This is a genomic window from Streptomyces sp. R41 (genome assembly GCF_041053055.1).
Taxonomy (GTDB): domain Bacteria; phylum Actinomycetota; class Actinomycetes; order Streptomycetales; family Streptomycetaceae; genus Streptomyces.
Genome location: NZ_CP163443.1, coordinates 1,246,255 through 1,272,784 on the forward strand (window position 1 = coordinate 1,246,255; position 26,530 = coordinate 1,272,784).

Annotated in this window: 26 protein-coding genes and 1 pseudogene; 15 read left to right on the plus strand and 12 right to left on the minus strand. The window is 71.2% G+C overall.

Going from position 1 to position 26,530, the window contains the following annotated elements; all coding sequences use genetic code 11:
* The first annotated feature begins 244 nt into the window (after positions 1-244).
* Together AB5J53_RS06095 and AB5J53_RS06100 are read left to right on the plus strand one after the other, a co-directional pair.
* A complete protein-coding gene (locus tag AB5J53_RS06095) occupies positions 245-1,075 on the plus strand; it encodes a DeoR/GlpR family DNA-binding transcription regulator (protein ID WP_369244578.1) in 831 nt (276 codons plus the stop codon).
* Positions 1,076-1,204: 129 nt separating this feature from the next.
* Positions 1,205-1,684, plus strand: coding sequence for an SRPBCC family protein (locus AB5J53_RS06100; RefSeq protein WP_369244579.1), 480 nt, complete (start codon positions 1,205-1,207; stop codon positions 1,682-1,684).
* Between the two features lie 123 nt (positions 1,685-1,807).
* Here the strand turns inward: AB5J53_RS06100 and AB5J53_RS06105 are convergent, their stop codons facing one another.
* Positions 1,808-2,932, minus strand: a complete 1,125-nt coding sequence (locus AB5J53_RS06105; RefSeq protein ID WP_369244580.1) for a PLP-dependent cysteine synthase family protein — start codon at positions 2,930-2,932, stop codon at positions 1,808-1,810.
* 369 nt (positions 2,933-3,301) lie between these two features.
* On the opposite strand from AB5J53_RS06105, the gene AB5J53_RS06110 reads away from it, so the two are divergent.
* On the plus strand, positions 3,302-3,625 hold the full coding sequence (locus AB5J53_RS06110) for a hypothetical protein (protein ID WP_189184013.1): 324 nt from the start codon (positions 3,302-3,304) through the stop codon (positions 3,623-3,625).
* Between the two features lie 340 nt (positions 3,626-3,965).
* Positions 3,966-4,490, plus strand: a complete 525-nt coding sequence (locus tag AB5J53_RS06115) for an ATP-binding protein (protein ID WP_369244581.1) — start codon at positions 3,966-3,968, stop codon at positions 4,488-4,490.
* A gap of 62 nt (positions 4,491-4,552) precedes the next feature.
* Here the strand turns inward: AB5J53_RS06115 and AB5J53_RS06120 are convergent, their stop codons facing one another.
* Genes AB5J53_RS06120 through AB5J53_RS06130 form a run of 3 tightly spaced genes read right to left on the minus strand, consistent with a single transcriptional unit; the run spans position 4,553 to position 8,174 of the window.
* A complete protein-coding gene (locus AB5J53_RS06120; protein WP_369244582.1) occupies positions 4,553-7,114 on the minus strand; it encodes an ABC transporter permease in 2,562 nt (853 codons plus the stop codon).
* The gene (locus AB5J53_RS06125) at positions 7,111-7,869 is read right to left on the minus strand and encodes an ABC transporter ATP-binding protein (protein WP_369244583.1); all 759 of its coding nucleotides are present in this window, start codon (positions 7,867-7,869) and stop codon (positions 7,111-7,113) included. The genes AB5J53_RS06120 and AB5J53_RS06125 overlap by 4 nt, the downstream gene beginning before the upstream one ends.
* Positions 7,866-8,174, minus strand: coding sequence for an SHOCT domain-containing protein (locus AB5J53_RS06130; RefSeq protein ID WP_369244584.1), 309 nt, complete (start codon positions 8,172-8,174; stop codon positions 7,866-7,868). The genes AB5J53_RS06125 and AB5J53_RS06130 overlap by 4 nt, the downstream gene beginning before the upstream one ends.
* Positions 8,175-8,351: 177 nt before the next feature.
* Between AB5J53_RS06130 and AB5J53_RS06135 the strand changes: the two genes are divergently transcribed.
* From AB5J53_RS06135 to AB5J53_RS06150, 4 genes and pseudogenes are all read left to right on the plus strand, one after another.
* Positions 8,352-8,912 carry a TetR/AcrR family transcriptional regulator gene (locus AB5J53_RS06135; protein WP_369244585.1) on the plus strand — a complete coding sequence of 187 codons (561 nt, stop codon included), beginning with the start codon at positions 8,352-8,354 and terminating at the stop codon, positions 8,910-8,912.
* Positions 8,913-8,927: 15 nt separating this feature from the next.
* Positions 8,928-9,512 (plus strand): DUF4865 family protein, encoded by a 585-nt coding sequence (locus tag AB5J53_RS06140; protein WP_369244586.1) that lies wholly within the window; start codon positions 8,928-8,930, stop codon positions 9,510-9,512.
* A 158-nt stretch (positions 9,513-9,670) separates the two neighbouring features.
* Positions 9,671-10,096, plus strand: a complete 426-nt coding sequence (locus tag AB5J53_RS06145) for a tautomerase family protein (RefSeq protein WP_369244587.1) — start codon at positions 9,671-9,673, stop codon at positions 10,094-10,096.
* A 125-nt stretch (positions 10,097-10,221) separates the two neighbouring features.
* Positions 10,222-10,310: pseudogene (locus AB5J53_RS06150) on the plus strand (transcriptional regulator); the annotation flags it as partial.
* A 62-nt stretch (positions 10,311-10,372) separates the two neighbouring features.
* Here the strand turns inward: AB5J53_RS06150 and AB5J53_RS06155 are convergent.
* Entirely contained in the window at positions 10,373-11,614 is a 1,242-nt protein-coding gene (locus tag AB5J53_RS06155) for an ROK family protein (RefSeq protein ID WP_369244588.1), read from the minus strand.
* A complete protein-coding gene (locus tag AB5J53_RS06160; RefSeq protein WP_369252080.1) occupies positions 11,611-12,330 on the minus strand; it encodes an alpha-ketoglutarate-dependent dioxygenase AlkB in 720 nt (239 codons plus the stop codon). The genes AB5J53_RS06155 and AB5J53_RS06160 overlap by 4 nt, the downstream gene beginning before the upstream one ends.
* A gap of 131 nt (positions 12,331-12,461) precedes the next feature.
* Between AB5J53_RS06160 and AB5J53_RS06165 the strand changes: the two genes are divergently transcribed.
* Positions 12,462-13,604, plus strand: a complete 1,143-nt coding sequence (locus AB5J53_RS06165) for a methyltransferase (protein WP_369244589.1) — start codon at positions 12,462-12,464, stop codon at positions 13,602-13,604.
* Here AB5J53_RS06165 and AB5J53_RS06170 read toward each other — a convergent pair.
* A complete protein-coding gene (locus AB5J53_RS06170; RefSeq protein WP_369244590.1) occupies positions 13,594-14,367 on the minus strand; it encodes a helix-turn-helix domain-containing protein in 774 nt (257 codons plus the stop codon). The genes AB5J53_RS06165 and AB5J53_RS06170 overlap by 11 nt on opposite strands.
* A gap of 71 nt (positions 14,368-14,438) precedes the next feature.
* Here AB5J53_RS06170 and AB5J53_RS06175 point away from each other — a divergent pair, with 71 nt between their 5' ends.
* On the plus strand, positions 14,439-15,272 hold the full coding sequence (locus tag AB5J53_RS06175; protein ID WP_369244591.1) for a phytanoyl-CoA dioxygenase family protein: 834 nt from the start codon (positions 14,439-14,441) through the stop codon (positions 15,270-15,272).
* Positions 15,269-15,592, plus strand: a complete 324-nt coding sequence (locus tag AB5J53_RS06180) for a hypothetical protein (protein ID WP_369244592.1) — start codon at positions 15,269-15,271, stop codon at positions 15,590-15,592. Before AB5J53_RS06175 ends, AB5J53_RS06180 begins: the two co-directional genes overlap by 4 nt.
* A 2-nt stretch (positions 15,593-15,594) precedes the next feature.
* Here the strand turns inward: AB5J53_RS06180 and AB5J53_RS06185 are convergent, their stop codons facing one another.
* Both AB5J53_RS06185 and AB5J53_RS06190 read right to left on the minus strand, forming a co-directional pair.
* A complete protein-coding gene (locus AB5J53_RS06185) occupies positions 15,595-16,446 on the minus strand; it encodes a ketose-bisphosphate aldolase (RefSeq protein ID WP_369244593.1) in 852 nt (283 codons plus the stop codon).
* A 33-nt stretch (positions 16,447-16,479) separates the two neighbouring features.
* Positions 16,480-17,370, minus strand: a complete 891-nt coding sequence (locus AB5J53_RS06190) for an SIS domain-containing protein (protein ID WP_369244594.1) — start codon at positions 17,368-17,370, stop codon at positions 16,480-16,482.
* Between the two features lie 122 nt (positions 17,371-17,492).
* Here AB5J53_RS06190 and AB5J53_RS06195 point away from each other — a divergent pair, with 122 nt between their 5' ends.
* The 4 genes from AB5J53_RS06195 to AB5J53_RS06210 all read left to right on the plus strand — a co-directional run bounded on the left by AB5J53_RS06195 (position 17,493) and on the right by AB5J53_RS06210 (position 21,223).
* Positions 17,493-18,272 (plus strand): DeoR/GlpR family DNA-binding transcription regulator, encoded by a 780-nt coding sequence (locus AB5J53_RS06195; protein ID WP_369244595.1) that lies wholly within the window; start codon positions 17,493-17,495, stop codon positions 18,270-18,272.
* A 331-nt stretch (positions 18,273-18,603) separates the two neighbouring features.
* Positions 18,604-19,833 carry a PP2C family protein-serine/threonine phosphatase gene (locus AB5J53_RS06200; protein WP_369244596.1) on the plus strand — a complete coding sequence of 410 codons (1,230 nt, stop codon included), beginning with the start codon at positions 18,604-18,606 and terminating at the stop codon, positions 19,831-19,833.
* Between the two features lie 242 nt (positions 19,834-20,075).
* The gene (locus tag AB5J53_RS06205) at positions 20,076-20,957 is read left to right on the plus strand and encodes a hypothetical protein (protein ID WP_369244597.1); all 882 of its coding nucleotides are present in this window, start codon (positions 20,076-20,078) and stop codon (positions 20,955-20,957) included.
* 38 nt (positions 20,958-20,995) lie between these two features.
* On the plus strand, positions 20,996-21,223 hold the full coding sequence (locus tag AB5J53_RS06210) for a hypothetical protein (protein WP_369244598.1): 228 nt from the start codon (positions 20,996-20,998) through the stop codon (positions 21,221-21,223).
* Positions 21,224-21,454: 231 nt separating this feature from the next.
* On the opposite strand, the gene AB5J53_RS06215 is transcribed toward AB5J53_RS06210, so the two are convergent.
* The 3 genes from AB5J53_RS06215 to AB5J53_RS06225 all read right to left on the minus strand — a co-directional run bounded on the left by AB5J53_RS06215 (position 21,455) and on the right by AB5J53_RS06225 (position 26,527).
* Positions 21,455-22,234 carry an alpha/beta fold hydrolase gene (locus tag AB5J53_RS06215; RefSeq protein WP_369244599.1) on the minus strand — a complete coding sequence of 260 codons (780 nt, stop codon included), beginning with the start codon at positions 22,232-22,234 and terminating at the stop codon, positions 21,455-21,457.
* Positions 22,235-22,298: 64 nt separating this feature from the next.
* Positions 22,299-23,432, minus strand: a complete 1,134-nt coding sequence (locus AB5J53_RS06220; RefSeq protein WP_369244600.1) for an alpha/beta hydrolase — start codon at positions 23,430-23,432, stop codon at positions 22,299-22,301.
* Entirely contained in the window at positions 23,429-26,527 is a 3,099-nt protein-coding gene (locus AB5J53_RS06225) for a thioester reductase domain-containing protein (RefSeq protein WP_369244601.1), read from the minus strand. Before AB5J53_RS06225 ends, AB5J53_RS06220 begins: the two co-directional genes overlap by 4 nt.
* Between the last annotated feature and the right edge of the window lie 3 nt (positions 26,528-26,530).

Consider the following 26,530-nt stretch of genomic DNA (forward strand, 5'->3'; position numbering starts at 1 on the left):
TCATGTGCAGGTATAAGGATCTCCACTCCGGGGGGTGTGCACACGCGTAGTCACGGAATCTCCCCGATACGTGTGACAGTGAGGGCACGGGAGGCGCCCGGTGTCCGTGCGGTGCAGTGGCGCGACTGTCGGTGACCCGTGCGAGGATGGGGCGTCCTCAGGACCTCGGACAAGGAGAATGTCCACGTGGGAGTGGGTTCGGACGGAGTGTCGGGCGGACAGTGGAGAAGGGACCGGAGCGGACGTGAGTGAGAATCAGAACCTCCTCGCGGAGCAGCGCCGCGCACTGATCCTGGACGAGGTGCGCCGCCGCGGTGGCGTCCGCGTGAACGAACTGACCCGGAAGCTCGGCGTCTCCGACATGACGGTCCGCCGCGACCTCGACGCCCTCGCCCGGCAGGGCGTCGTGGAGAAGGTGCACGGTGGCGCGGTGCCGGTGGTCGAGGCGAGTACGCACGAGCCGGGGTTCGAGGCCAAGTCGGGTCTGGAGCTGACCGCCAAGGAGGACATCGCGCGCGCCGCCGCCGAGTTGGTCGCTCCGGGCTCCGCGATCGCGCTCTCGGGCGGTACGACGACGTACGCGCTGGCCCATCAGCTCCTGGACGTCCCGGACCTGACCGTGGTCACCAACTCGGTGCGCGTGGCAGATGTGTTCCATTCCGCTCAGCGCACCTCCGGTCAGCGGCAGGGCGCCGCCACGGTCGTCCTGACCGGCGGAGTGCGTACGCCGTCCGACTCCCTCGTCGGGCCCGTGGCCGATCAGGCCATCGCGGCGCTCCACTTCGATGTGCTCTTCCTCGGCGTGCACGGGATATCGGTAGAGGCGGGCCTGTCGACGCCGAACCTGGCGGAGGCAGAGACCAACCGGCGGCTCGTGCAGTCCGCACGGCGTGTCATCGTGGTCGCCGACCACACCAAGTGGGGCACGGTGGGCCTGAGTTCGTTCGCCGCGCTCGAACAGGTCGACACGCTGGTCACCGACGCCGGGCTGCCGGCCGAGGCACGTGTGGAGGTCTCGGAACACCTGAGGCGCCTGGTGGTGGCCGGTGAGCCCGGAGACGGTACAGACATCTGACGGTCCGCCAGCTATGGTGACGCCGCCCCGCGCCGCCGGTGACGCTGTCCGCGCCACCATTGGTGCGGGCGCGCCCTGGTCATCGCCCGCTGCCGCCCGGGACTCCGTTCCCGCAAGGGGGTTTCGTTCATGGCACGCCGTCTGCGTCCGGTGGGACCCGACTTCGTCGAGAACGCTCCACTGCGTCTGGTCTTCGCGCGTGTGGTGACCGCCCCTCCCGAGGCGGTCTTCCACGCGCTCGCCGAGGACGTGTCCGGCTGGAGCGAGTGGTTCTCGGCCGTGACGCTCGCCCGGCCGACCCAGGACGGCGCCGGGCGCGAGGTCCGGCTCAAGGGCGGCACACGCTTCGAGGAGACGGTCCTGGTGGCCAAAGCTTCCGAGGTGTACGCGTACCGGGTGGACGTCACGAACGCGCCCGGGGCCCGCGCTCTGGTCGAGGAGTGGCGGCTCACGCCCGACGGGACGGGCACGCGGGTGCAATGGACCTTCACCGCCGACGGGACGACCCTCTTCCGGGCGGCCCTCACACTCGGTCGGGCAGGATTGGGCCGCGCCTTCCGTGACGCGGTGACGGCGCTGGACCGACGACTGGCGTCGACGACGGCCTGAAGCCGGGCCGGGCCTTTGGCCATTGGCCTCCATTGGCCTCCATTGGCCTTTGGCCTTTTGGACGGGTGAACGGCGCCGTTCAGGCGTCCGACTCAGGACCACGCAACAGGCGGAGGCAGGGCCCTAGTCCGGCCACACCCCGGTCTCCAGCAGGGAGTTGATCGCCGCCGTGTACGGCGCGATGTCCAGGCCCTGTTCGGCCAGCCACGTGTCCGAGTAGTACTTGTCGAGATAGCGGTCCCCGGGGTCGCAGAGCAGCGTCACCACGCTTCCCGTACGCCCGTGGGCCACCATCTCGGCGACGATCTTCAGCGCGCTCCACAGGCCGGTGCCGGTCGAGCCGCCCGCCTTGCGGCCGATGGCCTGTTCCAGGGCGCGTACGGCGGCGACGCTCGCCGCGTCCGGCACCTTCATCATCCGGTCGATGGCGCCGGGTACGAAGCTCGGCTCCATGCGCGGTCGGCCGATGCCCTCGATGCGCGAGCCGCAGTCGCAGGTGACGTCCGGATCGCCGGTGGTCCAGCCCTCGAAGAAACAGGAATTCTCCGGGTCGGCGACACAGATGCGGGTGTCGTACTGCATGTAGTGGACGTAGCGCGCGAGCGTCGCCGAGGTGCCGCCGGTGCCGGCCGTGGCGACGATCCACGCGGGTTCCGGGAAACGCTCCAACTCCAGTTGGCGGAAGATGGATTCGGCGATGTTGTTGTTTCCGCGCCAGTCCGTGGCCCGTTCCGCGTAGGTGAACTGGTCCATGTAGTGGCCGCCCGTCTCGACCGCGAGGGCGGCGGACTCCTCGTACATCTTGCGCGAGTCGTCCACGAAGTGGCACTGCCCGCCGTGGAACTCGATCAGGCGGCACTTCTCGGCGCTCGTCGTGCGCGGCATGACCGCGATGAAGGGCACGCCGATGAGCCCCGCGAAGTAGGCCTCGGAGACTGCCGTCGAGCCGCTGGACGCCTCGATGACGGGGCGGCCCGGCCGGATCCAGCCATTGCACAGCCCGTACAGGAAGAGGGAGCGGGCGAGGCGGTGCTTGAGGCTGCCGGTGGGGTGGGTCGACTCGTCCTTCAGGTACAGGTCGATGCCCCACTTCTCGGGCAGCGGGAAGCGCAGCAGATGCGTGTCGGCCGAGCGGTTGGCGTCGGCCTGGACCTTGCGGACGGCTTCTTTGAGCCAGGCGCGGTACTCCGCGTCGCTGTGGTCGACGTCGAGGGTTTCGCCGGCCCGGGTCTGTTGAGGGGTGCTCACGGCGGGGCTCCTTACGCATCGCGCCGACGCCGGTTCACATGGTCGGACGCCTCGATCATAAACACCTTCCGCACGCTTCTCACCTGCATAAACACAGCTTTGAGCAGCCCAAAGGCAGCCCTGGGGGTCGGCTCGGCGAGGGGCCGGGGGGCGCATCCGGTCGTGTGCTCCCACCCGGGCCGCCACCTCGTCATGCGCACTGGTGCTCCTCGCTGCCTGCGGGCAGACTGCACCGCACAGGACGTGTCCCGCGTGCCGACCGCATCGCGATCGCACGGGAACGGCGGTCGGAACGGGTGCACACTGGATCACGGCCCGACGCGGGTTCACGACGGAGCACAGCCGAAGCGCACAAGGGGGCGGGGCATCATGGCGGAGCCGGAGTTCACGGCCACGGGCGTGCGGATCGGGAAGAGGCTGCGCTCGCTCACCCGGGCCGGACAGGTCCGGATCAGCGACGGCAGGCTGCAATTGCTCACCAGTTACGGCAGCGAGATCGACAGCGCGCCGGTGCAGGCGGTGCGCGCGTCGAAGCCCTGGTTCGCCCACGAGGACCGGGCGTTGGCGGACGTCAACGGCACGCGCTACTCCCTCACCCTCGGCGAACACGACCCCGCGCCCGGCAAACCAGGGCCGCCCTCGGCGCGCCGCTTCATCGAGGCGGTACGCAAGGCGGCGGGACGCGGTGCCTGAAGCCGTACGCGGGGCAGCGGGGCGCACCAGCTGAAGCGATACGGCCAGGCAGCAGGACGCGACAGCCGAAGCCATACGCCATGCAAGCGGGAGGCAACGGCTGAAGCCATCGCGAGGCAGCGGGGCGCAGCGGCGAAAGCACGGCCGCAGCGGCTGAAAGTGCCGCGAGTTGCAGGACCGCACCCCCTGCGTCACGCTGGTCTCACGTCACTCTGGGTTTACCGGCGATAACGCTGCGAACCAGCCCGCCGGCCACGACAGCAGGCGGCCGTTCCACTCAGCCACACTGCTGGATCCGATCTCCGTCTTCTTCCGGACCTCAATTCGGGGAGTCGCAGCCGTGATCAGCCAGCCAAGCAGGCATTGCACGGTGGAGCTCCAAGCCCTGCCGTCGCGGATCGGCCAGGTCCGCAGAATCGTCTCTGCGCAGTTGCGCTACTGGCATCTGGACCCCTTGATAGACCGGGCCGCGCTCGGCGTGACCGAGCTGCTGACCAACGTCCACCGGCACGCCCAGCCCGACAAGACGTGCACCGTGGAGATCGAGCTGCTGCTGGACCGACTCACGGTCTCGGTGCACGACCACGACCCCCGCCTTCCCGAGGTGCGGGACGCGGACCCCACCTCCACCGGCGGACGCGGCCTCGCGATGGTCGCCGCGGTGAGCGAGAGCTGGGGCGTGCGTCCCGACGGCGAGTCGGGCAAGGTCGTGTGGTTCACGCTTCCGGCGCCGACGAACGCGGTGACGGCGCCCGTCCTCCCGCCGTACGGCACGGCGCGCGAGACCACGCGCAGGCAACCCCTCGACGGCCGCGACGGCCTCCGGCCCGAACACGCTCCCGCCCGGTCCGCCGTTGCCGGCTGACCGGGCGGTGACCCCCACCTCGTACGCCATTCAATGGCGAAGGGCGTACGTCCCTCGGTGGCTCACTCGGTGGCGATGGCGCGCAGCACGTCCAGGCGCGCCGCCCGCCGGGCCGGGCGCAGGCCCGCGAGGCCCCCGGCCGCGAGGCCCACCAGCGCCACCACGACCAGCTGCACGGGCGGCACCGCGAAGGCGAAGGCGCTGTCCGACGCGCCGTCGGAGGCCTTGACGAGCACCCAGCCGAGGAAGGCGCCCAGGGCGAGGCCGCCCGCCGTGCCGAAGGCGGCCACGAGGACCGACTCCCAGCGGACCATGGCGCGCAGCTGCGCCCGGGTCTGTCCGACGGCCCGGAGCAGACCGAGCTCACGGGTGCGCTCGTGGATCGCGAGCGTGAGCGTGTTGGCGATGCCGAGCAGGGCGATGAGGACCGCGAGGGCGAGCAGCGCGTAGACCAGGGTCAGCATCATGTCGATGCCGCCGGCCGAGGACTGCGCGTATTCGTCGCGGGTCTGCACCTCGGGGTTGCCGTACTGTTCGGCGACCTTCCGCACCGCGGTCTTGCCGTCGGCGGTGCTCACACCGTCCTTGAAGGAGACGGCGACGAGCGTGTCGGAGTCCTGGGTGCGGTGCGGGGCCCAGGCGGCTCGGGTGATGACGTAGTCGCCCGCGAGTTCCGACTGACCGTAGACCGCGCGGACCGTGAAGCTCTCCTTCTTGCCGTCGGTGAAGGTGAGTTGAGCCGTGTCGCCGGTCTTGAGGTGCTGTTTGTCGGCCTCCTTCTTGGTGATGGCGATGCCGTTGGTGCCAAGGTCGTCCAGCGAGCCGTGTACCTCGCCGAGGTCGAAGACCTTGCCGAGGGTCACCGGGTCGGTGACGGTCAACGCGCGTCCCTTGCCGTCGACTTCGGCGACACCGCGGCCCAGGCCCACGGCGTTCTCGACGGACGGCTGCCGCGCGATCGCGGGGGCCAGCTTCGGGCTGAGCCCGCTGCCGCCCGCGCCGAACGAGGGGGTGCTGACGGCGACGTCGCCCGCGAAGGACCGGGACACCGTCTGGTCCATGGTGGCCTTGAGCGAGGCGCCGAAGACCGTGAACAGGGAGACGACGGCGACGCCGATCATCAGGGCGCTCGCGGTGGCGGCGGTCCGCTTCGGGCTGCGCAGCGCGTTGCGCCGGGCGAGCCCGCCCGTGACACCGCGCAGCTTGTCGAGAGGGCCGCCGAGGACGCGTACGGCTGTCGAGGAGGCGACGGGGCCGAGGACCACGAAGGCGGCGAGGGCGAGCACGGCGCCGAGCCCGGCGAGCCACAGGGACGGATTCGCCAGTACGCCGGTCAGGGTGATGCCGACCGCCAGTGCGGTCAGGCCGCAACCGACGATCGCACGCCCGCGCGAGGCCCCGGACTGGTCGACGGCCGTCTCGCGCAGCGCGGCCAGCGGTGCGGTGCGTCCGGCACGTACGGCGGGCAGCAGCGCGGAGCCGAGGCAGACCACGATGCCGACCGCGAGCGGCAGCAGCATGGACAGGCCGCTGATCACCAAGTTGCCCTCGGGGAACGGGAATCCGATGGCTGGGAAGAGCGCCTGCAGGCCGGCCGCGATGCCGATGCCGCCCGCGAGCCCCGCGGCCGAGGCGGTCACGGCGACCACGCTCGCCTCGACGAGGGTCGAGGCGGTGACCTGACGGCGGGAGGCGCCGAGGGCGCGCAACAGGGCGTTCTCTCGGGTGCGTTGGGCCACGACGATCGCGAAGGTGTTGTGGATGGAGAAGGTCGCGACCAACAGCGCGATTCCGGAGAACACGAGCAGGAAGGTCGTGAAGATGGTCAGGAACTGGCTGGAGATCATGTCGGTGTTCTCCTGGGCCGACTCCTGGCCAGTGATGGCCTCGACTCCCTTGGGCAGGACGGGAGTCAGAGCGGAGACGAGCTGCTGCTCACCGACACCGGGGCCGGCCCGCACGCGGATGCTCGCGGCCTCGCCGGGCTTCGCGGTGAGGTACTTCTCGGCGTCGGCCTGGGTCATTCCGGTGAACGTCACCTGTGCCATGCCGTCCTCGCCGCCGAAGGTCGCGAGGCCCACGATGGTCACCTTGACGGGATCGGGTGTGCGCAGGGTCGTCGTGTCGCCGATCTTCAGGTCGCCCTTCTTGGCGGCGCCCCGATTGACGATGACCTCGCCGGACTTCGACGGGACGCGGCCTTCGGCGAGTTGATACGCGTTGAGCTGGGGATCCTCGATCCAGTTGCCCGCGAGGGTGGGAGGGCCCTGGCCGCCGATGGGCTTGCCGTTGGCGCCGACGAGCTGGCCCGCGCCCTGGATGTCGGGCGCGGCGGCCGCGACTGAGGGGGTCTGCTCGATCGTCTTCACCAGGTCGGTGTCGACGGGCCGGCGCACGCCCTGGCTCTCGCCGGGCGTGGTGATGGTGTCGGCGCTGCGGACGACGGCGTCGGTGCCCTTCGTCGCGTTGCCGAACATCGTGTCGAAGCTGGCGCGCAGCGTGTCGCCCATGACCAGCGTTCCGGCCAGGAAGGCGACGCCGAGGAGCACCGCCAGGAACGTACCGGCGAAGCGTCGTTTGTGGGCGCGCAGGGAGGAGACGCTGATGCGAATCGAGGCGTTCATGACGGCCCTCCCTTTCCGTCGAAGGCCTTCATCCGGTCGAGGACCTTGTCGGCCGTCGGGGATTCCATCCGGTCGACAAGGCGTCCGTCGGCGAGGAAGACGACCTCGTCGGCGTGCGCGGCAGCCACCGGGTCGTGGGTGACCATGACGACCGTACGGTCCATCTGGCGCACCGCCCTGCCGAGGAGGTTCAGGACCTCCTCGCCGGAGCGGGAGTCGAGGTTGCCGGTGGGTTCGTCGGCGAAGACGACGTCGGGCTGCCCGGCGAACGCCCGTGCCACGGCGACGCGTTGCTGCTGTCCACCCGAGAGCTCGCTGGGACGGTGGTGGAGCCGGTCGCGCAGGCCGACGACGTCGACGAGGGCGTCGATCCAGTCGCGTGAGCCCTCGGATCCGGCGAGGTCCATCGGCAGGGTGATGTTCTCCGCGACGGTCAGCGTCGGGACCAGGTTGAACGCCTGGAAGACGAAGCCGATGCGGTCGCGGCGCAGCAGCGTCAGTCGACGGTCGTCGAGCGTGCCCAGTTCGGTGTCGCCGATGAACGCGGCTCCGGAGGTGAGCGTGTCGAGGCCCGCCGCGCAATGCATCAGGGTGGACTTGCCGGAGCCCGAGGGCCCCATGATCGCGGTGAAGCGACCGGCCGGAAAGCCGACGCTCACCCCGTCCAGGGCCCTCACGGCGGTGTCTCCGCTGCCGTACACCTTGACGGCGTCGGTGACACCCGCGGCATGACGCGTCGTGATCACGGTGGTCATGCCGCTCCCCCCTTGCCCGTACGCCCGAACTGCTCGTCCAGGACGGAGAGCCGGCGCCAGTACTCGTCCTCGTCGATCTCTCCGGAGGCGAAGCGGCGGCCGAGCACCGCGATCGGCGAGTCACCCGCCGGGCGGGTGTCGCCGCCGGGGCCGAAGCCGCCCATCGCGCGCCACGGACCGAGACGACCACGCCGGCCGGTGCGGCGCAGGACGGTCACGACGCCGATCACGACGACGGCCCAGATCAGCGGGAAGAAGAGGATCCACGGGCCGGGCCCGCCGTCCCAGTTCGCCAGGGTCTGCATCTCGAGTCATCTCCTCGGTGGGATCTGTTGCGATGCTTCGAGATTGGCTGCGAAAGGGGGTCCCGGTCGTCGTACGGCCAGCGGCCGTACGCGTACCTCCGTGGGAGTACGCGGAGCTTCCTGGGCTGCTCCTTGAAGACCTCGACTTCTGTACCTACTAGTATGTACATTGGCTTCATGAGCACTCCGGACCGGCTGATCGAGTCCACCCGCGAGCTGTTGTGGGAGCGCGGTTACGTGGGCACCAGCCCCAAGGCGATCCAGCAGCACGCCGGTGCGGGCCAGGGCAGCATGTACCACCACTTCAAGGGCAAGCCCGATCTGGCCCTCGCCGCGATCCGCCGCACCGCCGAGGAGCTGCGCGCTACCGCCGAGGGCGTACTGAGCGCGCCCGGATCGCCGTACGCGCGCATCGAGGCGTATCTGCGCCGCGAGCGCGACGTCCTGCGCGGCTGCCCTGTCGGGCGGCTGACGATGGACCCGGAGGTCATCGCGAGCGACGAGCTGCGCGCGCCCGTCGACGAGACGCTCGACTGGCTGCGCGAGCGCCTCGCCGGAATCGTCGAAGAGGGCAAGGAACAGGGTCAGTTCGCGCCCACGCTCGACGCGGAGGAGATCGCCGCGACGATCCTCGCGACCGTCCAGGGCGGTTATGTACTGGCCCGCGCGTCCGGCTCACCCGCCGCCTTCGACACGGGAGTTCGCGGACTGCTCGCCCTTCTCACGCCTCTCCGATAAGGGAGTTTCCGCCAGATGCACGCCATGCAGTACGAGCTCACCTTCCCCGCCGACTACGACATGGACATCATCCGCGGGCGTGTCTCCCGTATCGGGCACCTGCTCGACGACTGGGAGGGGCTCGGATTCAAGACATATCTCATGCGTGAGCGCGGGGTGGACGGTTCGCCGGTCAACCAGTACGCGCCGTTCTACCTGTGGAACACGTCGGAGGGCATGAACTCCTTCCTCTGGGGCGGCGCGTTCCAGGGGCTCGTCAACGACTTCGGGCGACCCGTGGTGCAGCACTGGACCGGTCTCGCCTACGAGGAGGGCGGCGCCGCCGGCTCGCCCGCCAAGGTCGCGGTACGGCGGCGGCAGCCCGTTCCCGATGGAATGGAGCTGTCCGAGGTGATGGAGGAGGCCGTGCGCGAGGCCGGGCGGCTGGCCGCGCTGGACGGCGCGGTCTGCGCGGCCGCAGCCGTCGATCCGCGGCACTGGGAGCTGGTGCACTTCTCGCTCTGGGACCACGACTCTCCCAAGGCTTCGGGCGAGGTCTTCCGGGTGCTGCACATGTCGGCGCCGGAACGCGACCGGCTGCCGCGGGGCCGGCAGTGGTGAACACGGTTCGTCGAACTCGCCCTGGGAAAGGACCTGGTGGAGCGCGTCTTCACCGAGAACCCCGCGCGCGCCTTCGCCGTGGACTGGCGTGAGTGAGCAGCGGCGCTGCCCAACCCACCGGAACCCGTTGACCATTTCTCCGAGGGGACAACACTGACATGCCCTTTGTCCGCATAGACGCGCTGGGGACCGATCGTGACCGGCTCGACGCGCTCGGCCGCGCCGTGCACGACGCCCTGGTGGAAACCATCGGCATCCCACCCGACGACCGGTTCCAGGTCCTGGTCGGCCACGACGGCTTCAGCAGCACGCTGCGTTACGACGACTATCTCGGCGTGCGCCGCGACGACGGCATCGTGTACGTCGCGATCACGCTGCGCTCCGGCCGCACGCCCGCGCAGAAGCGGGAGCTCTACCGGCGTATCGCCGAACTCGCCCACGCCTACGCCGGGACGGAGCCGCGCAACGTGTTCGTCACCCTGACCGAGAACGAGTCGATCGACTGGTCACTCGGCGACGGGGTGGCGCAGTACGCCCTGACCTCCGATGCAGCCGATCCGTCGTCGGCGGTTACCCGGAACTAAGCCACCGAGGTGTTCACCGACGGCCGGAGCTTCTCCGCCGCCGTGAGGGCCTCGTGCGCGTCGAAGGCCGCCAACAGCGCCTCGTCCGCAGGGTGTTCGCACGCGCGGAAGGCGATCTGCTCGTACTGCTGGCGCCCTTCCGGCGGCGCGTCCGCAAGTCCGCCTGGGTCTGCGGACGGGTGACGCGGCCGCCGCGCTGACCCGGCTCGACGAGCGCTCGTCGCTGCGCTGTGGAGTCTGACCGGTTCCTGACCTTCAGAACTCGGCCAGAGCCCCTCATACCTCGGCCAGCGCCGCCGGCGGGTCGTCGAGCACGGGCTGCCATGCCAACTCGGCCGCCCCCACGAGGCTGTTGTGGTCCAGCGTGCAGGCGAGGATCGGTACGCCGCCGCTCTGCCCCCACAGGCTGCGGTCGGCGACGACGGCGCGCAGCCGGTCCGGGTCGGCGTCGAGCAGGGTGCGGTGCAGCCCGCCGAGGATGATCCGGTCCGGGTTGAGGATGTTGACGAGACCGGCGAGTCCGAGGCCGAGCCGGTCGATCAGCGCCTCGGTGGCCATGCGGACGCCCGGGTCGGCGTACTGGCCGCGGATCAGGTCGTTGGCCTGCTGGAGCAGCGACACCTCGGGGCCGGGGTCGCGGCCCGCCGCGGTGAGGAAGGCCAGCGGGTCGGCCTCGACGTCGAGACAGCCGCGGCTGCCGCAGTAGCAGGGGCGGCCCTCGGGGTTGACGGTGAGGTGGCCGACTTCGAGGGCGAGCCCCGAACTGCCCGTGTGCAGACGCCCGTCGAGCACGAGCGCGCCACCGACGCCCCGGTGCCCCGTGGCCACGCACAGCAGGTCACGGGAGCCGCGGCCCGCGCCATGGCGGTGCTCGGCGAGGGCGGCGAGATTCACGTCGTTGGCCGCGAACGCGGGTCCCTGGATGCCGGCCGCGCGCACCCGCTCGGCGAAGATCTGCCGCACGGGGGCGCCCGCGGGCCAGGCCAGGTGCAACGGGTTGAGGGCGAGCCCCTCGGGTTCGGCGACGGCGGACGGCACGGCGAGTCCGGCGCCCACGCAGCGCCGCCCGGTCTCGCGGAGCAGCTCGGCGCCCGCCTCGACGACCGAGCCGAGCACCTTCGCAGGATCGGCGTCGACGGTCTCGCAACCGGGCGCCGTCGCGACGATCCGGCCGCCGAGGCCGACCAGTGCGGCACGGAACCCGTCGGCGTGCACCTGCGCGGCCAGCGCGACGGGCCCGTCCTCGGCGACCTCGAGGCGGTGCGAGGGTCGCCCCTGCGAACCGGCCGCCGCCCCGGGCCGCGCGTCGACCCGGATCAGCCCCAGCGCCTCCAGCTCCGCGGCCACCGCGCCCGCCGTCGCCCGGGTGACCCCCAGCTCGGCGGTGAGCACGGCACGCGTCGGAGCACGCCCGGTGTGCACGAGCTCCAGCGCCGGCCCGAGCGCTCCGCGCCCCCGGTCCAGCCGCGTCCGCGTGTTCCCTTCCCCCGCCGCCCGGGGGCCCGCCTTGCCGTTCATGAGGGGGAGTCTCCCATGATCCGCTCGTCCGGTGGCATGTCCGGTGGCCCAGCGCCTGATTCACCGCACGGACCCTGGAAGCCGCTCACCCGCAGAGTGACGTTGAGTCGGCCGGTGAGCCCCAACTCCGGCGGCGCCGTTCCCGCGTACACCCGCGGCACCCCGTGATAGGCGAGCCGCGACGCCCCGCCGAACACGAAGAGATCGCCGCTGCGCAGCTCGACATCCGTGTACGGCCGTGTGCGGGTCTCCGTGTTCCCGAACCGGAAGACGCAGGTGTCGCCGAGGCTCAGCGACACCACCGGCGCGTCCGACTTCTCGTCGCTGTCGCGGTGCATGCCCATGCGGGCGTCGGCGTCGTAGAAGTTGATCAGTGCGATGTCGTACGCGGCGGTCGCCGCACGGGCTCCGAGGGCGTCCGTGACCGCGCGTCGGCCGAGCTCGTCGAGCCATCGCGGGAAGGGTTTCACGGGGGCGCCGTCGGCGACCGTACGTGCGTACCGGTACGGGTACCAGTGCCAGCCCAGGCAGACCTGCCGGGAGGTCATCGTGCCACCACCGGGGGTGCGCACCGTGCGAAGGCCGGCCGGTGGGCGGGCCCAGGCGCGGCAGGCCTCCAGGAGCTCCCGCTGGCTGTCCGCGTCCAGCCAGTCCGGGACGTGCACCTCGTCGGGCGCGATCTCCGTCCGGCTCCGGGGGAACAGCTCGGCGTCCATGGACATGGCTCCATCCTCGCGCACCCGGCCCGACCGGGGCTGAGCTGCGGCTCGGTCGAGCGGCACCGGGGAGTGCGGGCGGCGTGGGGGCGTGCCCGGGCCTCCCCGGGGTCGCTTAGCCTTGACCCACGATGAACGACCGGATGAGCACACCCTGGGGCGAGTACACACTCGCCCGCTTCCCCGAGGACCCGCGCGAGCAGCTGCGTGCCTGGGACGCCGCCGACACGTATCTGCTGCGGCACCTCGCGGAGAGCGGGACCCCCCTGACCGGATCGGTCGTGATCGTCGGCGACCGCTGGGGCGCGCTCGCCACGGCGCTGGCGGCGCACCGGCCGACGCAGATCACCGACTCCTTCCTCGCACACGAGGCGACTCGGGCGAACCTGGCGCGGGCCGGTGCCGAGGAAGCCGCCGTACAGCTCCTCACCACGCAGGACACCCCTCCGGAGCGCATCGACGTGCTGCTCGTCCGGGTGCCGAAGAGCCTCGCCCTGCTGGAGGACCAGCTGCACCGGGTGGCGCCCGGTGTGCACGAGGGGACGGTCGTCGTCGGCACCGGAATGGTCAAGGAGATCCACACCTCGACGCTGAAGCTCTTCGAGCGGATCCTCGGCCCGACCCGCACCTCGCTGGCCGAGAAGAAGGCCCGGCTCATCTTCTGCACCCCGTACCCGGGCATCGCGCGGGACACCAACCCGTGGCCGTACAGCTACGAGCTCCCCGACGGCATCGGTCCGGTCTCCGGGCGCACGGTGGTCAATCACGCGGGCGTCTTCTGCGCCGACCGTCTCGACATCGGCACCCGATTCTTCCTCCAGCACCTTCCGCGCAGCCGCGGTGCCGAGCGGGTCGTGGACCTGGGCTGCGGAAACGGGGTCGTCGGTACGGCGATCGCGCTGGCCAATCCCGAGGCCGAGGTGTTGTTCGTCGACGAGTCCTACCAGGCCGTGGCCTCGGCCGAGGCGACCTACCGGGCGAATGCCGACGGGAGCGCGGAGTTCCGCGTCGATGACGGGCTGGCGGGTGTACCCGCCGCAAGCGTCGACCTCGTGCTCAACAATCCGCCGTTCCACTCGCATCAGGCGACGACGGACACGACGGCCTGGCGGATGTTCTCGGGGGCACGGCACGCGCTGCGGCCGGGCGGCGAGCTGTGGGTGATCGGCAATCGTCACCTCGGCTACCACCTGAAGCTGCGCCGCCTCTTCGGCAACAGTGAACTCGTCGCCGGCGACGCGAAGTTCGTGATCCTCAGGGCCGTCAAGAAGTAGCGCCGCGCAGTACGCGCGGTGAGGCTCCGAGTTCGCGACGGCACGCCTTGTTGAAGGCCTGCAGATCGGGGATGCCGACGGAGGCGGCCACGGCCGGGATGGAGAGCGTCGAGGCGCGCAGCAGGTGGTGGGCGCGCTCCAGTCTGCGGCGGCGGATGTAGGCCACGACCGTGGTGCCCGTCTCGGTGCGGAAGAGCCGGGTGAGGTGGTTGTGGGAGACCCCGGCGGCGCGGGCGATCTCGGGAATGGCGAGCGGGTCGGCGAGGTGGGCCTCGATATGGGCGATCGCCGTGCTGACCGCGGGGTGGGGGCCCGGGCCGGTGACGGCGGGCGGGGTCAGATGGGCGATGCGCCACAGCGCGGTCCAGATCTCCGCCCGGGTGCGCTCGGGTGCGCCGGGGGCCGCCGCGATCGCATGGAGCAACAGGTCGAAGAAGGTGGGGAGTTCGGGTCCCGCGTCCTGCATGACGGGGACGGTGCGGGGCGGGCCGACCGGGGCGATGCGCAGGTGGGCGTAGAGGTGTTCGGAACGGCCCTGGTAGCGGTAGCGGACCGTGGTGCCGGGCGGTACGAGGCTCACCCGGCCGGGGCGGATGAGGTGCGCCGTACCGTCGACGGTCAGCTCGGCGTCGTACTGGTAGAGGTGCAGCTGCCACAGCTCCGGCAGCCGGAAGACGTCCGTGGGGCTCGCGACGCCGTGCACGCCGACGCCGATGTTGACGACGGCGGGTGGCTCGCCCAGGTGCAGCTCGGTCTCCCGCATGGTGAAAAACTACCAGCAGTGGTGAGTGGGGCCAACGCGCCGACCTGGGGCGCCGCCCTACGTTGGGGCACATGACCAACACGTTGGAGCACACGACCGGCGGCCCGCTGTTGAGTTCCGTGCGGATGGCGCACTTCGTGGCCCACGGCTCACTGCGGCTGGACGCCGTGGTGCCGCCCGAGATGAATGCCGAGGGGATGGAGGTGCTGCGCGATGGCCTGCCCGAGGTGCCCTACGGCAGCCCTGTGCCGGACGCCTACCCGGAGGGGTCCTTCGCCCGCCGACTCCTCGAACTCCCCTTGGTGGCGGGAGCGTTGCGCAGTCTCGTCGGACCCGGCCCCGCCGTCGACCATCACGCCGTCCACATCCGCCGCCCCCGCGAGGGACGGGCGCAACCGCTGCACGGAGACGCGATCATCGATGTGCGCACCGACGCCTTCGACGTCCAGTTGATGTACTACCCGCAGGACGTCACCCTCGACATGGGCGGCACCCTGAGCGTGCCGGGCAGTCATCTGCGGCGCACCAACGAGTCGGACACCGGGCGCTACCAGAACCTGCGCGGGCAGAGCCGACTGGTCTGCCCGGCCGGTACCGTGGTGTTTCTGCACCATGGGCTGTGGCACGGCGGCCGGCGCAACGACAGCGACACGGTCCGCTATATGTTCAAGATCCGCTTCAATCCGACGGTGCGGCAGCGGCGGCTGTGGGACACCTCGGACCTCGGGGACCCTCGCGTCGCCGAGGAACTGTCCACCAGCTTCCCTTGGTACGAGCCGGCCACCGGCCGCCTCGAGATCTACAACCGCGTCCTGATGTGGCGCGCGCTCACCGGGGACGACTCCTTCGACCTCGACCATTGGGTGACCCGGGTCTCCAACCGCCCCCAGGGAGACCTCGCATGAGCATCCGTCAGCAAGTTCTGGTCCTCTACCTCGCCACCTCCGCGCTGGACTCGGACGTGGTGGGCTGGTCGGTCTACGACGGCACCGGCCGCACGTCGCCCACGACCGGGGACAGCGACGAACCCCCGTACACGTCAGGCGTGCACGCCCTGGAGGACGGCTGGCGGCTGTTCCAGGCGGCGCAGCTGATCCCGCCGTATCCAGGGCATGAGTACGACGTGTCGTTCCTCAAGCACGAGTTCTTCTTCGAGAAGCTGGTCGAGACCGGGGCCGGGGCCGGGACCGGAGCCGAGGCCCGGGCCGGGGCCGGGGCAGCCTGAGGTCAGCCCCGTAGGACGCCGATGAGCCGTGCCACCGCCCGCGCCATCGCCTCCCGCCCCACGCTGAGGTACTTCCGGGAGTCCACGGCCTCGGGGTGGGCGGCGAGGAACTCCCGGATGGCGCCGGTCATCGCGATGTTCAGCGCGGTGCCGACGTTGACCTTGGCGATGCCGCCCATGACGGCCGCTGCCAGCTCGTCGTCCGGCACTCCGGAGGAGCCGTGCAGGACGAGCGGCACGCCGAGCGTCGCCGTCAATCGCTTGAGGAGGCCGTGGTCGAGGGTGGCGGTGCGCGTGGTCATCGCGTGCGAGCTGCCGATCGCCACGGCCAGGGCGTCCACGCCGGAGTCGGCCACGAAGGCGCGGGCCTCGGCGGGGTCGGTACGGGCTCCGGGGGCGTGCGCGTCGAGCGGCGGCTCACCGTGCTTGCCACCGACCTCCCCCAACTCGGCCTCGATCCACAGGCCTTGTGCGTGTGCCCAGTCCGCGGCAGCCCGGGTGGCGGCAAGATTCTGCTCGTACGGCAGACGTGCCGCGTCGTACATCACGGAGCTGAACCCGGCGCCGGGCGCCTGCCTCAGCAGGTCGTCGCTCTGGACGTGGTCCAGGTGCAACGCGACGGGCACCGAGGCACGTTCGGCCGCAGCGGTCGCGGCGCGGGCCAGCGGAAGCAGCCGTCCGTAGCGGAACTTCACCGCGTTCTCGCTGACTTGGAGAACGACCGGAGCGTCGACGGACTCGGCTCCCGCGATGACAGCCTCGACGTGTTCGAGGGTGATGATGTTGAACGCGGCGACGGCGGTCCGCGCCTGGGCGGCCGCGACGACCAGGTCACCGGTTGCTGCGAGGGGCACAACTCCTCCTTCTCGGCGGGTGGTCGAGCCGGTTCAGTGGGCGGCCGGGCTGAGGATCACCGAGCGGGTGAGGTGGCGAGGCTGGTCGGGGTCGAGTCCGCGGGCCGCGGCGACGGCGACCGCCAGCCGCTGGGCGCGGACGAGTTCGGCGAGCGGGTCAAGAGCGCCGGCCACCCACAACCCGCCGGTCTCCCGTACCTGTTCGGCCAGCCCTTCGGGCGCCTTGCCGAGCATCCAGGTGGCGGTGCCCCGGGTAGTGATGCTGATGGGGCCGTGCCGGTACTCCATCGCCGGGTAGGCCTCGGTCCAGGCGAGCGAGGCCTCACGCATCTTGAGCCCGGCCTCGTTGGCGAGCCCGACGGTCCAGCCGCGACCGAGGAAGGTGAACTGCGTACAGTCGACCAGCCCTTCGGGCAGCGGAGTCTCCAGTGCGGTGCGCGCGTCGGCGACGACGGCGTCGGTGTGCAGCCCGAGGTGGGCCCGGAGCAGCGTGAGCGCGGTGGTCGCGAACCGCGTCTGCACCACGGACCGCTCGTCGGCGAAGTCGAGCACGACGATGTCGTCCGCGGACTCCATCACGGGGGTCTCGGGGTCGGCGGTGATGGCGGTCGTACGCGTACGTCCCCGAAGGTGCCCGAGGAGTTCGAGCACCTCGGTGGTGGTGCCGGAGCGGGTGAGGGCGACGACGCGGTCGTACGAGCGGCCGTGCGGGAACTCCGACGCAGCGAAGGCGTCCGTCTCGCCGTGCCCGGACTGCTCGCGCAGCGCGGCCACGGACTGCGCCATGAAGAACGAGGTGCCGCACCCCACGATCGCGACCCGCTCCCCCGCCGCGGGCAGCGCGGCTGCGTGCGCGACGGCCTGCTCGGCGGCGCGGTTCCAGCACTCGGGCTGACTGTTCAGCTCGTTCTCGACATGGGTCATGCCGTACCCCTCCCACATTTGCTTGTTCCTGCAAGATATAGCGAGCTTTCGAGCACAATCAAGCATTCTGCTGGGAATGGGGTGCGCTAAGGTCGCGGAAGATCGAGGAATGGAGAGTGCGGATGTCGCGCGACGCCCGCTGGAAGGCGCTGCTGGAACTGCTCGTGGAGCGGGGCCGGTTGGATGTCGAGGAGGCCGCGGCCCAGCTCGAGGTGTCGGCCGCGACGATCCGGCGCGACTTCGACCAGCTCGCCGAGCAGCAGATGCTCGTACGCACCCGGGGCGGCGCGGTCGTCCACGGCGTCTCGTACGAACTGCCCCTGCGCTACAAGACCGCCCGCCACGCCTCCGAGAAGCAGCGCATCGCGAAGGCGGTGGCCGACCTCATCGCCCCGGGCGAGGCGGTGGGCCTGACGGGCGGCACCACGACGACCGAGGTGGCCCGCGCCCTGGCCGTCCGCCCCGATCTGGCGTCCGGCTCCCCCGCGCTGACCGTCGTCACCAATGCGCTGAACATCGCCAACGAGCTGGCCGTGCGCCCCCAGTTCAAGATCGTGGTGACGGGTGGGGTGGCGCGCCCGCAGTCGTACGAGCTCATCGGTCCCCTCGCGGACGGCGTGCTCGGCCAGATCACCATCGACGTCGCCGTGCTCGGCGTGGTCGCCTTCGACGCCACGCACGGCGCTGCCGCCCATGACGAGGCGGAGGCCGCGATCAACCGCCTCCTGTGCGAGCGCGCCGAGCGCGTGATCGTCGCCGCCGACTCCAGCAAGCTGGGGCAGCGCGCGTTCGCCCGGATCTGCCCGGCGGAGTCGGTGGACACGCTGGTCACGGATGCGGCGGTGGGGTCGGAGATGGTGCGGCGGTTCGAGGAGGCGGGGGTGGGCGTTGTCGCCGTGTGACGGCTGACAACTCGGTTCACGGCTGAGCAGTTGACTGCCGGGTCACGACCTGAGGGGGACAACTCGGTTCAACAGCAGCCGTTGGCTGCCGGGGTCACAGCCTGAGCGGCGACAACTCGGTTCACAACCGGGGGCCTTCCCCTGGGCCGACAGCAGCCCCATGGCTGGGCACCCGCCCGGACCGACGGCCCGCGCCTGCCGGGCGCCGCCCGGCCTGCTCCCCGACCGTGCCGGGCCGACGACCGCGGGCCCGTGACGGCCGCGCGGACACCACCTCCCGCTGCCGCAATCATGAGAAAATGTGCGAAATCGGCAACGAGGTGGCGGCGCCATGACGGACGCGGGGATCGACTACGCGGCGGTGTTCCGAGCCCTGCCCGGCATGGTGGCCCTGCTGACGCCCCAGCTCGTGTACGCGGATGCCAACGAGGAGTTTCTGCGCATGTCCGGGCGCACAAGGGAGCAGCTGATCGGCCGCCACCTTTTCGACGTCTTCCCGGACAACCCGAACGACCCCACCGCGACGGGTATGCGCAACCTGGAGGCCTCGCTGACCCGGGTGCTGGCCACCGGCGAGCGCGACTCGATGGCCCTGCAGCGGTACGACGTCCAATCCGTCGAGCAGCCCGGGCAGTGGGAGCAGCGCTTCTGGAGCCCCATCAACGCGCCGGTGCACGACCCGGACGGGAAGGTGGTGCTGCTGGTGCACCGGGTCGAGGAGGTCACCGAGCTGATCCAGGCCCGCGGCGGCCCGAGCGGGAGCCGGTCCCGAGTGCTGGAGGCCGAGCTGTACACGCGCGCCCGCGAGCTGCAGGAGGTCAACGAACGTCTGCGCCTGGCGCACGCGCGCGAGCGCGAGGTGGGGCTGGCCCTGCAGAAGGCGATGCTTCCCGCGCCTCGCCAGCTGGAACACCGCCGTGTCGCCGTGCGCTACCGACCCGCGGTCGGCTCGCTGAACGTATGCGGCGACTGGTACGACCTGGTCGACCTGGTGGGCGGCAACCGCATCGGCGTGGCCGTGGGCGACGTGGTCGGCCACGGGCTGGAGGCCGCCGGTGTCATGGGCCAGCTGCGCAGCGCGCTCACCGCCGCCTCCCGTGTCGCCGAGGGCCCCGCTCAGGCCCTGGACGTGCTGGGACGTTATGCCCACGTGGTGGACGGCGCCGAATCGGCCACCGCGGTCACGACCTTCATCGACTTCGACCACCACACCATCGCCTACAGCAGCGCCGGCCATCCCCCGCCCGTGCTGGTCCACGCCGACGGTCGCGTGGAGTTCCTCGATCAGGCCACCGACCCGCCGCTCGACGCCCGCCCCGACCCGATCCCGAGGCCACAAGCCGGCACCACGTTCACCGACGGCGCCACCGTCGTGCTGTACACCGACGGCCTGATCGAACGGCGGGGTGAAGACATCGACACCGGGCTCGACCGCCTCGCCACTTCCCTGGTCCGCCACAAGGAGGCCGACCCCGAGACCCTCGCGGACGCCGTCCTCCACGAGCTGCTCCCGCCGGGGGGCGCCACCGACGACACCGCGCTGATCATCGTGAGGTTGTGACGCGTACGGGGGGTGGGCGTAGCCGACGTCGAATGGATGCATACCGGGCTGCTACGCCATGCGGGGGATCGGCCGGGACATACAGTAATCGGGTGGTGACGTCGAGGCATCCTGCCTGTTGAGTGGTGCCGACCTCCCTGCCGACTACGGCAATCAGACGCCCCGGCTACTGCTTTGGCCCGGCGCTTTCCCGCCCGCCGCAAGGGCATCGCGTGTCCGTCCCGACAGAACAGGAGCCCGGCATGCTCATCACCCACCTCGCCCTCGTGTCCGAGACCGACCAGATCACCCCGTCCCAGCTCACCCGGGTCGCCGCCGCACTGCAGAAACAGGCCACCCGGGACTTCGACCCGATCTGGAAGATCCCCGCCACCGTGGACGCCTTCGACAGGCTCAAAGACGTTCCGGTCGGCTACTGGCCCATGATCGTCCGGGACGACATCCAGCAGTCCGGAGCGGCCGGCGTCCACCTCGACAACAACGGCCAGCCGTTCTCACTGATCGAGTACAGCGACAGCTGGTCGCTGACCGCCAGCCACGAAATGCTGGAAATGCTCGGCGACCCCGGCGGCAATCGGCTGGTCGCGGGCCAGTCCCCCAAGGCTGACCAGGGCGTGGTGGAGTTCCTGGTGGAGGTCGCGGACCCGTCGGAGGCGCCGGAGAACGGCTACACCATCAACGGCCTGCTGATGTCGGACTTCTTCACCCCGCACTTCTACGACCCGGTCGCCGCCCCCGGTGTGCGCTACAGCTTCACCGGCAAACTGGACGGCCCCCGAAAGATCCTGCCCGGCGGCTACATCAGCTGGCACGACCCGGTCACCGACCACTGGTGGCAGCAGATCTGGTTCGACACCGACCAGCCTCGCTTCCGTAACCTGGGCCGTCTGACGGCCCGCGCGGGCAGCCTGCGCTCGGCCATCGACTCCCGGACGGGGACGATCAAGCGCATCGCCACCAGCGGCCCGCGGTCCGATCGCTTCGCCGCCGCCCGCACCCTGACCGCCGCGGTGAAGGAGTCCACCGCCTCCCGCGCCGACGCGTGGCGCATCCAGATCGACGAATTGCAGGCCGGCCCCGTCATCGAAGGCGCCTGGGAGGGCGGCGAGCACGACAATGAGTAGGACTAGCCCACTCGGACCGCCCGGGAAGGAGGTGCGCTGTGGCAGACGAGAAGAAGGGCAGCGAGGACCGCGCCGACCACCTGCATGCGGTGATCGATCGCCTCACGGCAGGACCAGCACCGGAATCGGCCGCCGTTGTCCCCAAGGGGCCCGGTGGTATGAGCCTGCGTGAGGCCATCCAACGCCGGATGCAAGAACTCGATGCCTCCGAAGGCGACTCCCCGCCCACGGAGCAGACGGCGAAGCCGGATGCCGAAACGTCCTGAGCCCACCGACCCCATCGACGCATGCCGTCTCGAGGCTGTGTCGGCGACACACCGGTCACGCACGCGGCGGTGGGGCTGGAGGCCGTCCGGTGCCCCGGCACCGGACGGGTGGCCGGGCACCTACGGGTGGCCCACGGGAGGTTCCCTGCCTCGGCAACACGGGCGGTGGATGCACGGGGCAGACGGCTTGGACAGCGGCCCGGTTGGACAGCGGCCCGGCGGCCGGGCGTCTCAGGGCCGGCCGGTCACGAACCAGTCGAGTGCCGAGGTCAGTTCCGCCGGCTTCTCCACCGGCAGTTCGTGGCCGGCGTCCACGATCCGCACCACGGCGTCCGGGTAGGCCTTCGCCATCCGCAGCATCTGTGAGATGGGCAGTTGGATGTCGTGGTAGCCGTGCACCAGCAGGGTGGGCGTGCGGATCTCGCCGACCCGGTCGAGGACGTCGAAGGCCCGCATGGCGCCGTAGAGCGTCATGACCACCTCCCGCGGTGTGTCCGCGGAGGCGCGCACGTACTCCCGGATCTCCTCGCGCGGATAGCCGGGGGCGAAGGCCCGCTGGATGTTGGCGGCGACGAACAGCTTGAAGGGCACCAGCGTGGATACCCCCATCAGCAGACCCCGCCCCCGGCTGTAGGTCATGCGGCTGATCGAGTTCACCAGCGCCATGCGCTCCACCCGCTCGGGGTGCGAGAGGGCGATGGTCTGCGAGATCATCCCGCCCATCGAGTGGCCGACCAGGACGAACCGCTCGACCTTCAGGTGGTCGAGGAGGGCGAGGACGTCCCTCGCCAGCTCCTCGATCGTGCGCACCCCCGCCCCGCTGCTCTCGCCGTGTCCGCGCAGGTCGAGGCGTATCACCCGGCGCTTCGGGGAGAAGTGCGCCAGCTGGTGGTCCCAGCGGTGCCGGTTCGCCGTCCAGCCGTGGATGAACACCAAGGGCACACCGTCGCCGTCGCGGGGGCCCTCGTCGTCGTACGTCAGTGCTGCGCCGTCGACTTCGAGCTGCGGCATGGTGCGCCTCCTGCGATGCGGTCCGGTTACTGCCCGGTACGGTAGCCGCCCGCCCGGGCCGCCGTCACCGTCGTTTGCCGAGGAAATCGAGGATGTGCCCGAATACGTCGAGGGCGGCGCCCCGGCCCAGGAACGTGTCCAGGTGGCCGTAGCCGGGAATCTCGGTGTACTCGACGTCCAATTGGGGCTGCCGGTGGGCGAGTACCTCGTGGCAGAGCTTCTGGGAGTTCAGCCACAGGCCGTTCTCACTGCCCGCGAGCAGCAGGACGGGGGTGTCGATGCGGGCGGCCGCGTCCAGGGCGTTGGGCGGCAGTGCCCGGTAGCGGTGGTCGGTGTCGTGCCAGCGAACCACGCTGCGGGCCAGTTCGATGCGGCGCAGATGCGGCAGGATCCACAGCGGCGCGGGGCCCAGCAGCTCCGCGAGCCGATTGTGGGTGGCCTCGGACAGATGCGCGTGCACGAACAGCGAAGCACCCGTGCCCCACGCCGAGTTGTGCAGGATCTGGCAGGTCGGATCGGGGCAGCTCGCCTTCCGGGAGGCCAGCGCGAACAGCGGTGTGTACTTGGACCAGAGGCCGACCTTGCGGAAGTCGACCGGGATGTGGTCGATCCGGGTCTTCAGCAGCTCCCCGGCCACCGACATCCGCAGTGACGTGCGACCGGCGAGCTTCGGCGTCAGGAACACGCCCTGGGACACCACGCCGGCGAGGCCCGGCACCAGCCCCGCCGCCATGCTCAGCGAGAGGGTGAGGGAGCCGATGCAGTGGGCGACCACGAACAGCGGCCGGTCGCCGATGCGCCCGCGGATGTGGGCGACGGCCTCGGGGATGTCGTACAGGGCGACGTCGTCGTACGTGTACTTCTGGCCGGTCTCGTTGTACGGCAGCCGGCAGCTGCCCCGCCAGTCGAGCAGCCACGGCTCGTAACCGTCGTCGAGCAGGACGTCGACCAGGTTGCGGGTCTCCGGCAGCAGGAACATGTCGGCGGACGCGGTGTGTCCGTGCAGGAGCAGCACGGCGGGCCGGTCCCTCTCGCCGCTGTCGACGCGGGTCAGGCCGAGCCGGACGCCGTCGCTCGCCCGGAAGGGGATCTCCTCGACGGCCGCGAGGCGGTGGTGGAGCGGGCGCAGGGCGGTGGTGGTCCTGACCCTGCGGAGCGCCGGCCTGGTCCGGGAGGGGGTGGTCGTCCTGAAGATCATCGGTTGTGCTCCGTGAGGGTGGGTGTGCGGCGCAGGTCGAGGAGGTCCGCGGCGGCCCGGGCGAAGGGGCCGAGCAGGCCGCGGCCCATCTCCAGGCCGAACCAGGCGAGCCAGGTCAGTTTGGCGGCCCGTTTCTCCTGGCCGGTCAGGCGTGGGTCGACCTTGATGCCGTCGATCTGGTCGCGTACGTAACTGTCGGCGGGCACGACGACCTCGCCCGCCAGGGTTGCCGGTTCGCCCTCGCGGCCGATCTCCACGGTCAGGGCGCGGGTCTGCCGCCACACATCGCGGCGGGCCCGGGCGTACTTGCGGCCCTCCAGCCACCAGAGCCCGCCGTCGGCGTCGCGCAACCGCAGCCGGTAGCAAAGGAGTTGGTGCCGCAGACCGTGCTGCTGCGGGATGCCCTCCTCGGGGCGTATCCAGACGTCGCCGCGCTCCACGACCAGGGGCTCGGGGTGCACCGCCGTGCACACCAGCTCGCCGCTGACGTCCACCCGGCGCTCCTTCACCAGTTGGTACATGCTCGCGATGGAGAGGGTGAGCGCCATCGAGCAGGGGGTGTCGGCGGGGGCACCGACCGGGCCCACGCCACCCTCGGTCGTCTCGGAGAACCACAGGTAGGGCTGGTCGTCCTTGTGCGGCAGCCGGGCCAGACCGTCCTGGGCGAGCCGCTCGAACGTCTTCAGCTGGGCCTGGGCGTCGTAGCGGGCCGCCGGCTGAAGCCCGAGCGCCTCGACGAGCGCGGCCGTGCGGTCGTCGTCGGCCGCAGGGCCCTTGAGCGTCGCCTCGCACAGCTTGAGGGCGGTGGGGCTCTGCAACACACGGGTCAGGAAGGCGAGTTCGGGCACGGGCTCGGCCTCCAGGCGGGCCAGGGCGTCGGTGCGCCACTCGTCCCAGTCCTGTACGCGTACGTGCATGCCGCCGAACGCCATGTCGCGTACGACGTCGTCGAGGGTGTTGGGCACGCCGGTCAGGTTGTAGTCGTAGCCCCAGGCGTCGGGTTCGCAGATGACGCCTACCGCCACCCGGCTCACCCAGTCCACCGGGGCCGCGTTCAGGTAGCGGAAGGCGGGCACGGTGCGGAAGCGGCCGAAGGCGGAGATGAGGCCGCTGCTGAGGTCCTGCGGGTTGTAGGCGCCGGTCTTGGTGTGACCGCCGATGCCGCCGGGGCGCATCGCCGTGACGATCAGACCGTGGTCGCGGGCCCGGCGGAGCGCGACTTCGGCGGCCCACTTGGTCTGGTCGTATCCGGCTATGAGGCGATCGACGTGGGCGAGCGGGTCGTCCTCGCCCATGGAAGGGATGCCGACCTCGTTGAAGACCGCGATGGAGGAGATGTGGTGCAGCGGCTTGGGCCGGCCGGTGGCCGCCAGTTCGGCGAGGGTCAGCGAGCCGATGACGTTGCTCTGCCGCAGCGACTGGTAGCCGCGCAGGAAGTCCACGGCCGCCGCCACGCCGACGACGCTGTCCAACTCGTGGGCGAGCGTGTTCCACAGGTCGTCGGGCAGGCCGAGGTGCGGGCGCCGGATGTCGCCGGGAAGCACGGTCACCCGGCGGCGGATCTCCGACGACCAGGGCAGCCGGTAGCTCTTCAGCGCCTCGCCGAGCCGGGCGACGGCTGCCTCCTGGTCGGCCGCGCGGACCAGGCAGTAGACGTGGGCATCGCTGTGCCGCAGCAGATCGAGGAGCATGTGGCTGCCGAGGAAGCCGGTGGCGCCGGTCAGCAGGAGCCGCCGGGGTGGCAGCGGCTCGGGCGAGGCGGTCCAGGGCAGACGGTCGGCGAGGGCGAGGTCGGCCAGGATCTGGTCGAGGTCCTCGCGGCGGGCCTTGGCGTACGGGGCGTCGTCGCTGCCGGGCTGGAGGGGGGTCGCCACCGCGGGTGGGGTCCGGGGGGACGGGATCGGGAGGGTGCTCGGGGCGGAGGCCGGGAGGGTGCCCGCGGCGGACAGCGGGAGGGTGCCCGGGGCCGGCGAGGTGCCGGTCGCGGTGTCCGCGTGGACCGAAGTGGGCCTGGGCGCCGGGGTTTCCGACGTGACGTGCGGCGCCGGGGTTCCCGACTCGGCCGTGGTCCAGGTCGCCGCGGGCGCGGGAGTTGCTGATGTACCCGTGACCGACGGGGCGGCCGTGCCCCCGGTCGTCGACAACCAACGCCGGGCGAGGCTGCGCGGCCGGGCGTCGGCGAACACGTCGTCCAGGGCGATCTCCATGCCCAGCGCGCGTTCCAGCTCCGCGACGAGTTCGACGGCGCCGACGGAGGAGCCGCCGGCGTCGAAGAAGTCGGTGTCGGGCGACAAGTGCCCCTCAGGCAGATAGGGCCCCGCCGCGGCGGCGATGACCGCGGAGAGGCCGTCCACGTCCTGGGGCACGGCGGTGCCGACACCCGAATCCGACGCGGTGCCCGTCGCTCGGTCTGTGGTGAAGTCCGCGTGAGCGCCGGTCGGTTGGGATCGGGCGAGGTCCATGGCCAGGCCGGCCGACTCGGGCGAGGCGGAGTCTGTGGCGACGGCGGCCGCCCCGGGCAGGGCCGAGTCCGCGACCGGGCCCCCCGACCCGGCCAAAGCAGCGTTCGCGACGTCGCCAGTCGAACCGAGCCAGGCGGATTCCGTACCGGTCACGGCCGGCGAGAGCATGGCGGAGTCCATACCGCTGCCCGCCGACTCGGACACGGCAGCGTCCGTGACGACGCCGGTCGCCTCGGACGAGGCAGAGTTCGCGACGACCCCAGCCACCCCCGGCGAGGCAGCCTCCGTGACGACGCTGGTCGCCCCGGCCGAGGCAGCGTCCGTACCGGTCACGGCCGGCCGCAGCGCGCCGGAGTCCATACCGCTGCCCGCCGACTCGGACACGGCCGACCCGAGCGAGGCAGCGTCCGAGACGACCCCAGCCGCCCCCGGTGAGGCAGCGTCCGTACCGGTCACGGGCCGCCCGAGTACGGCGGAGTCCGTCCCGACGCCCGCCGACCCGGCCGAGGCCGCCGACCTGACCCTGGCCAGCAGAGCGTCCACGCTGAGTCCGCCGCCGCCCCGCTCGATGGACTCGCCGGTCGCCCGCTGTCCGTCGGCGTACGCCGACGCGTCCTCGTTCACATCACGCATGAG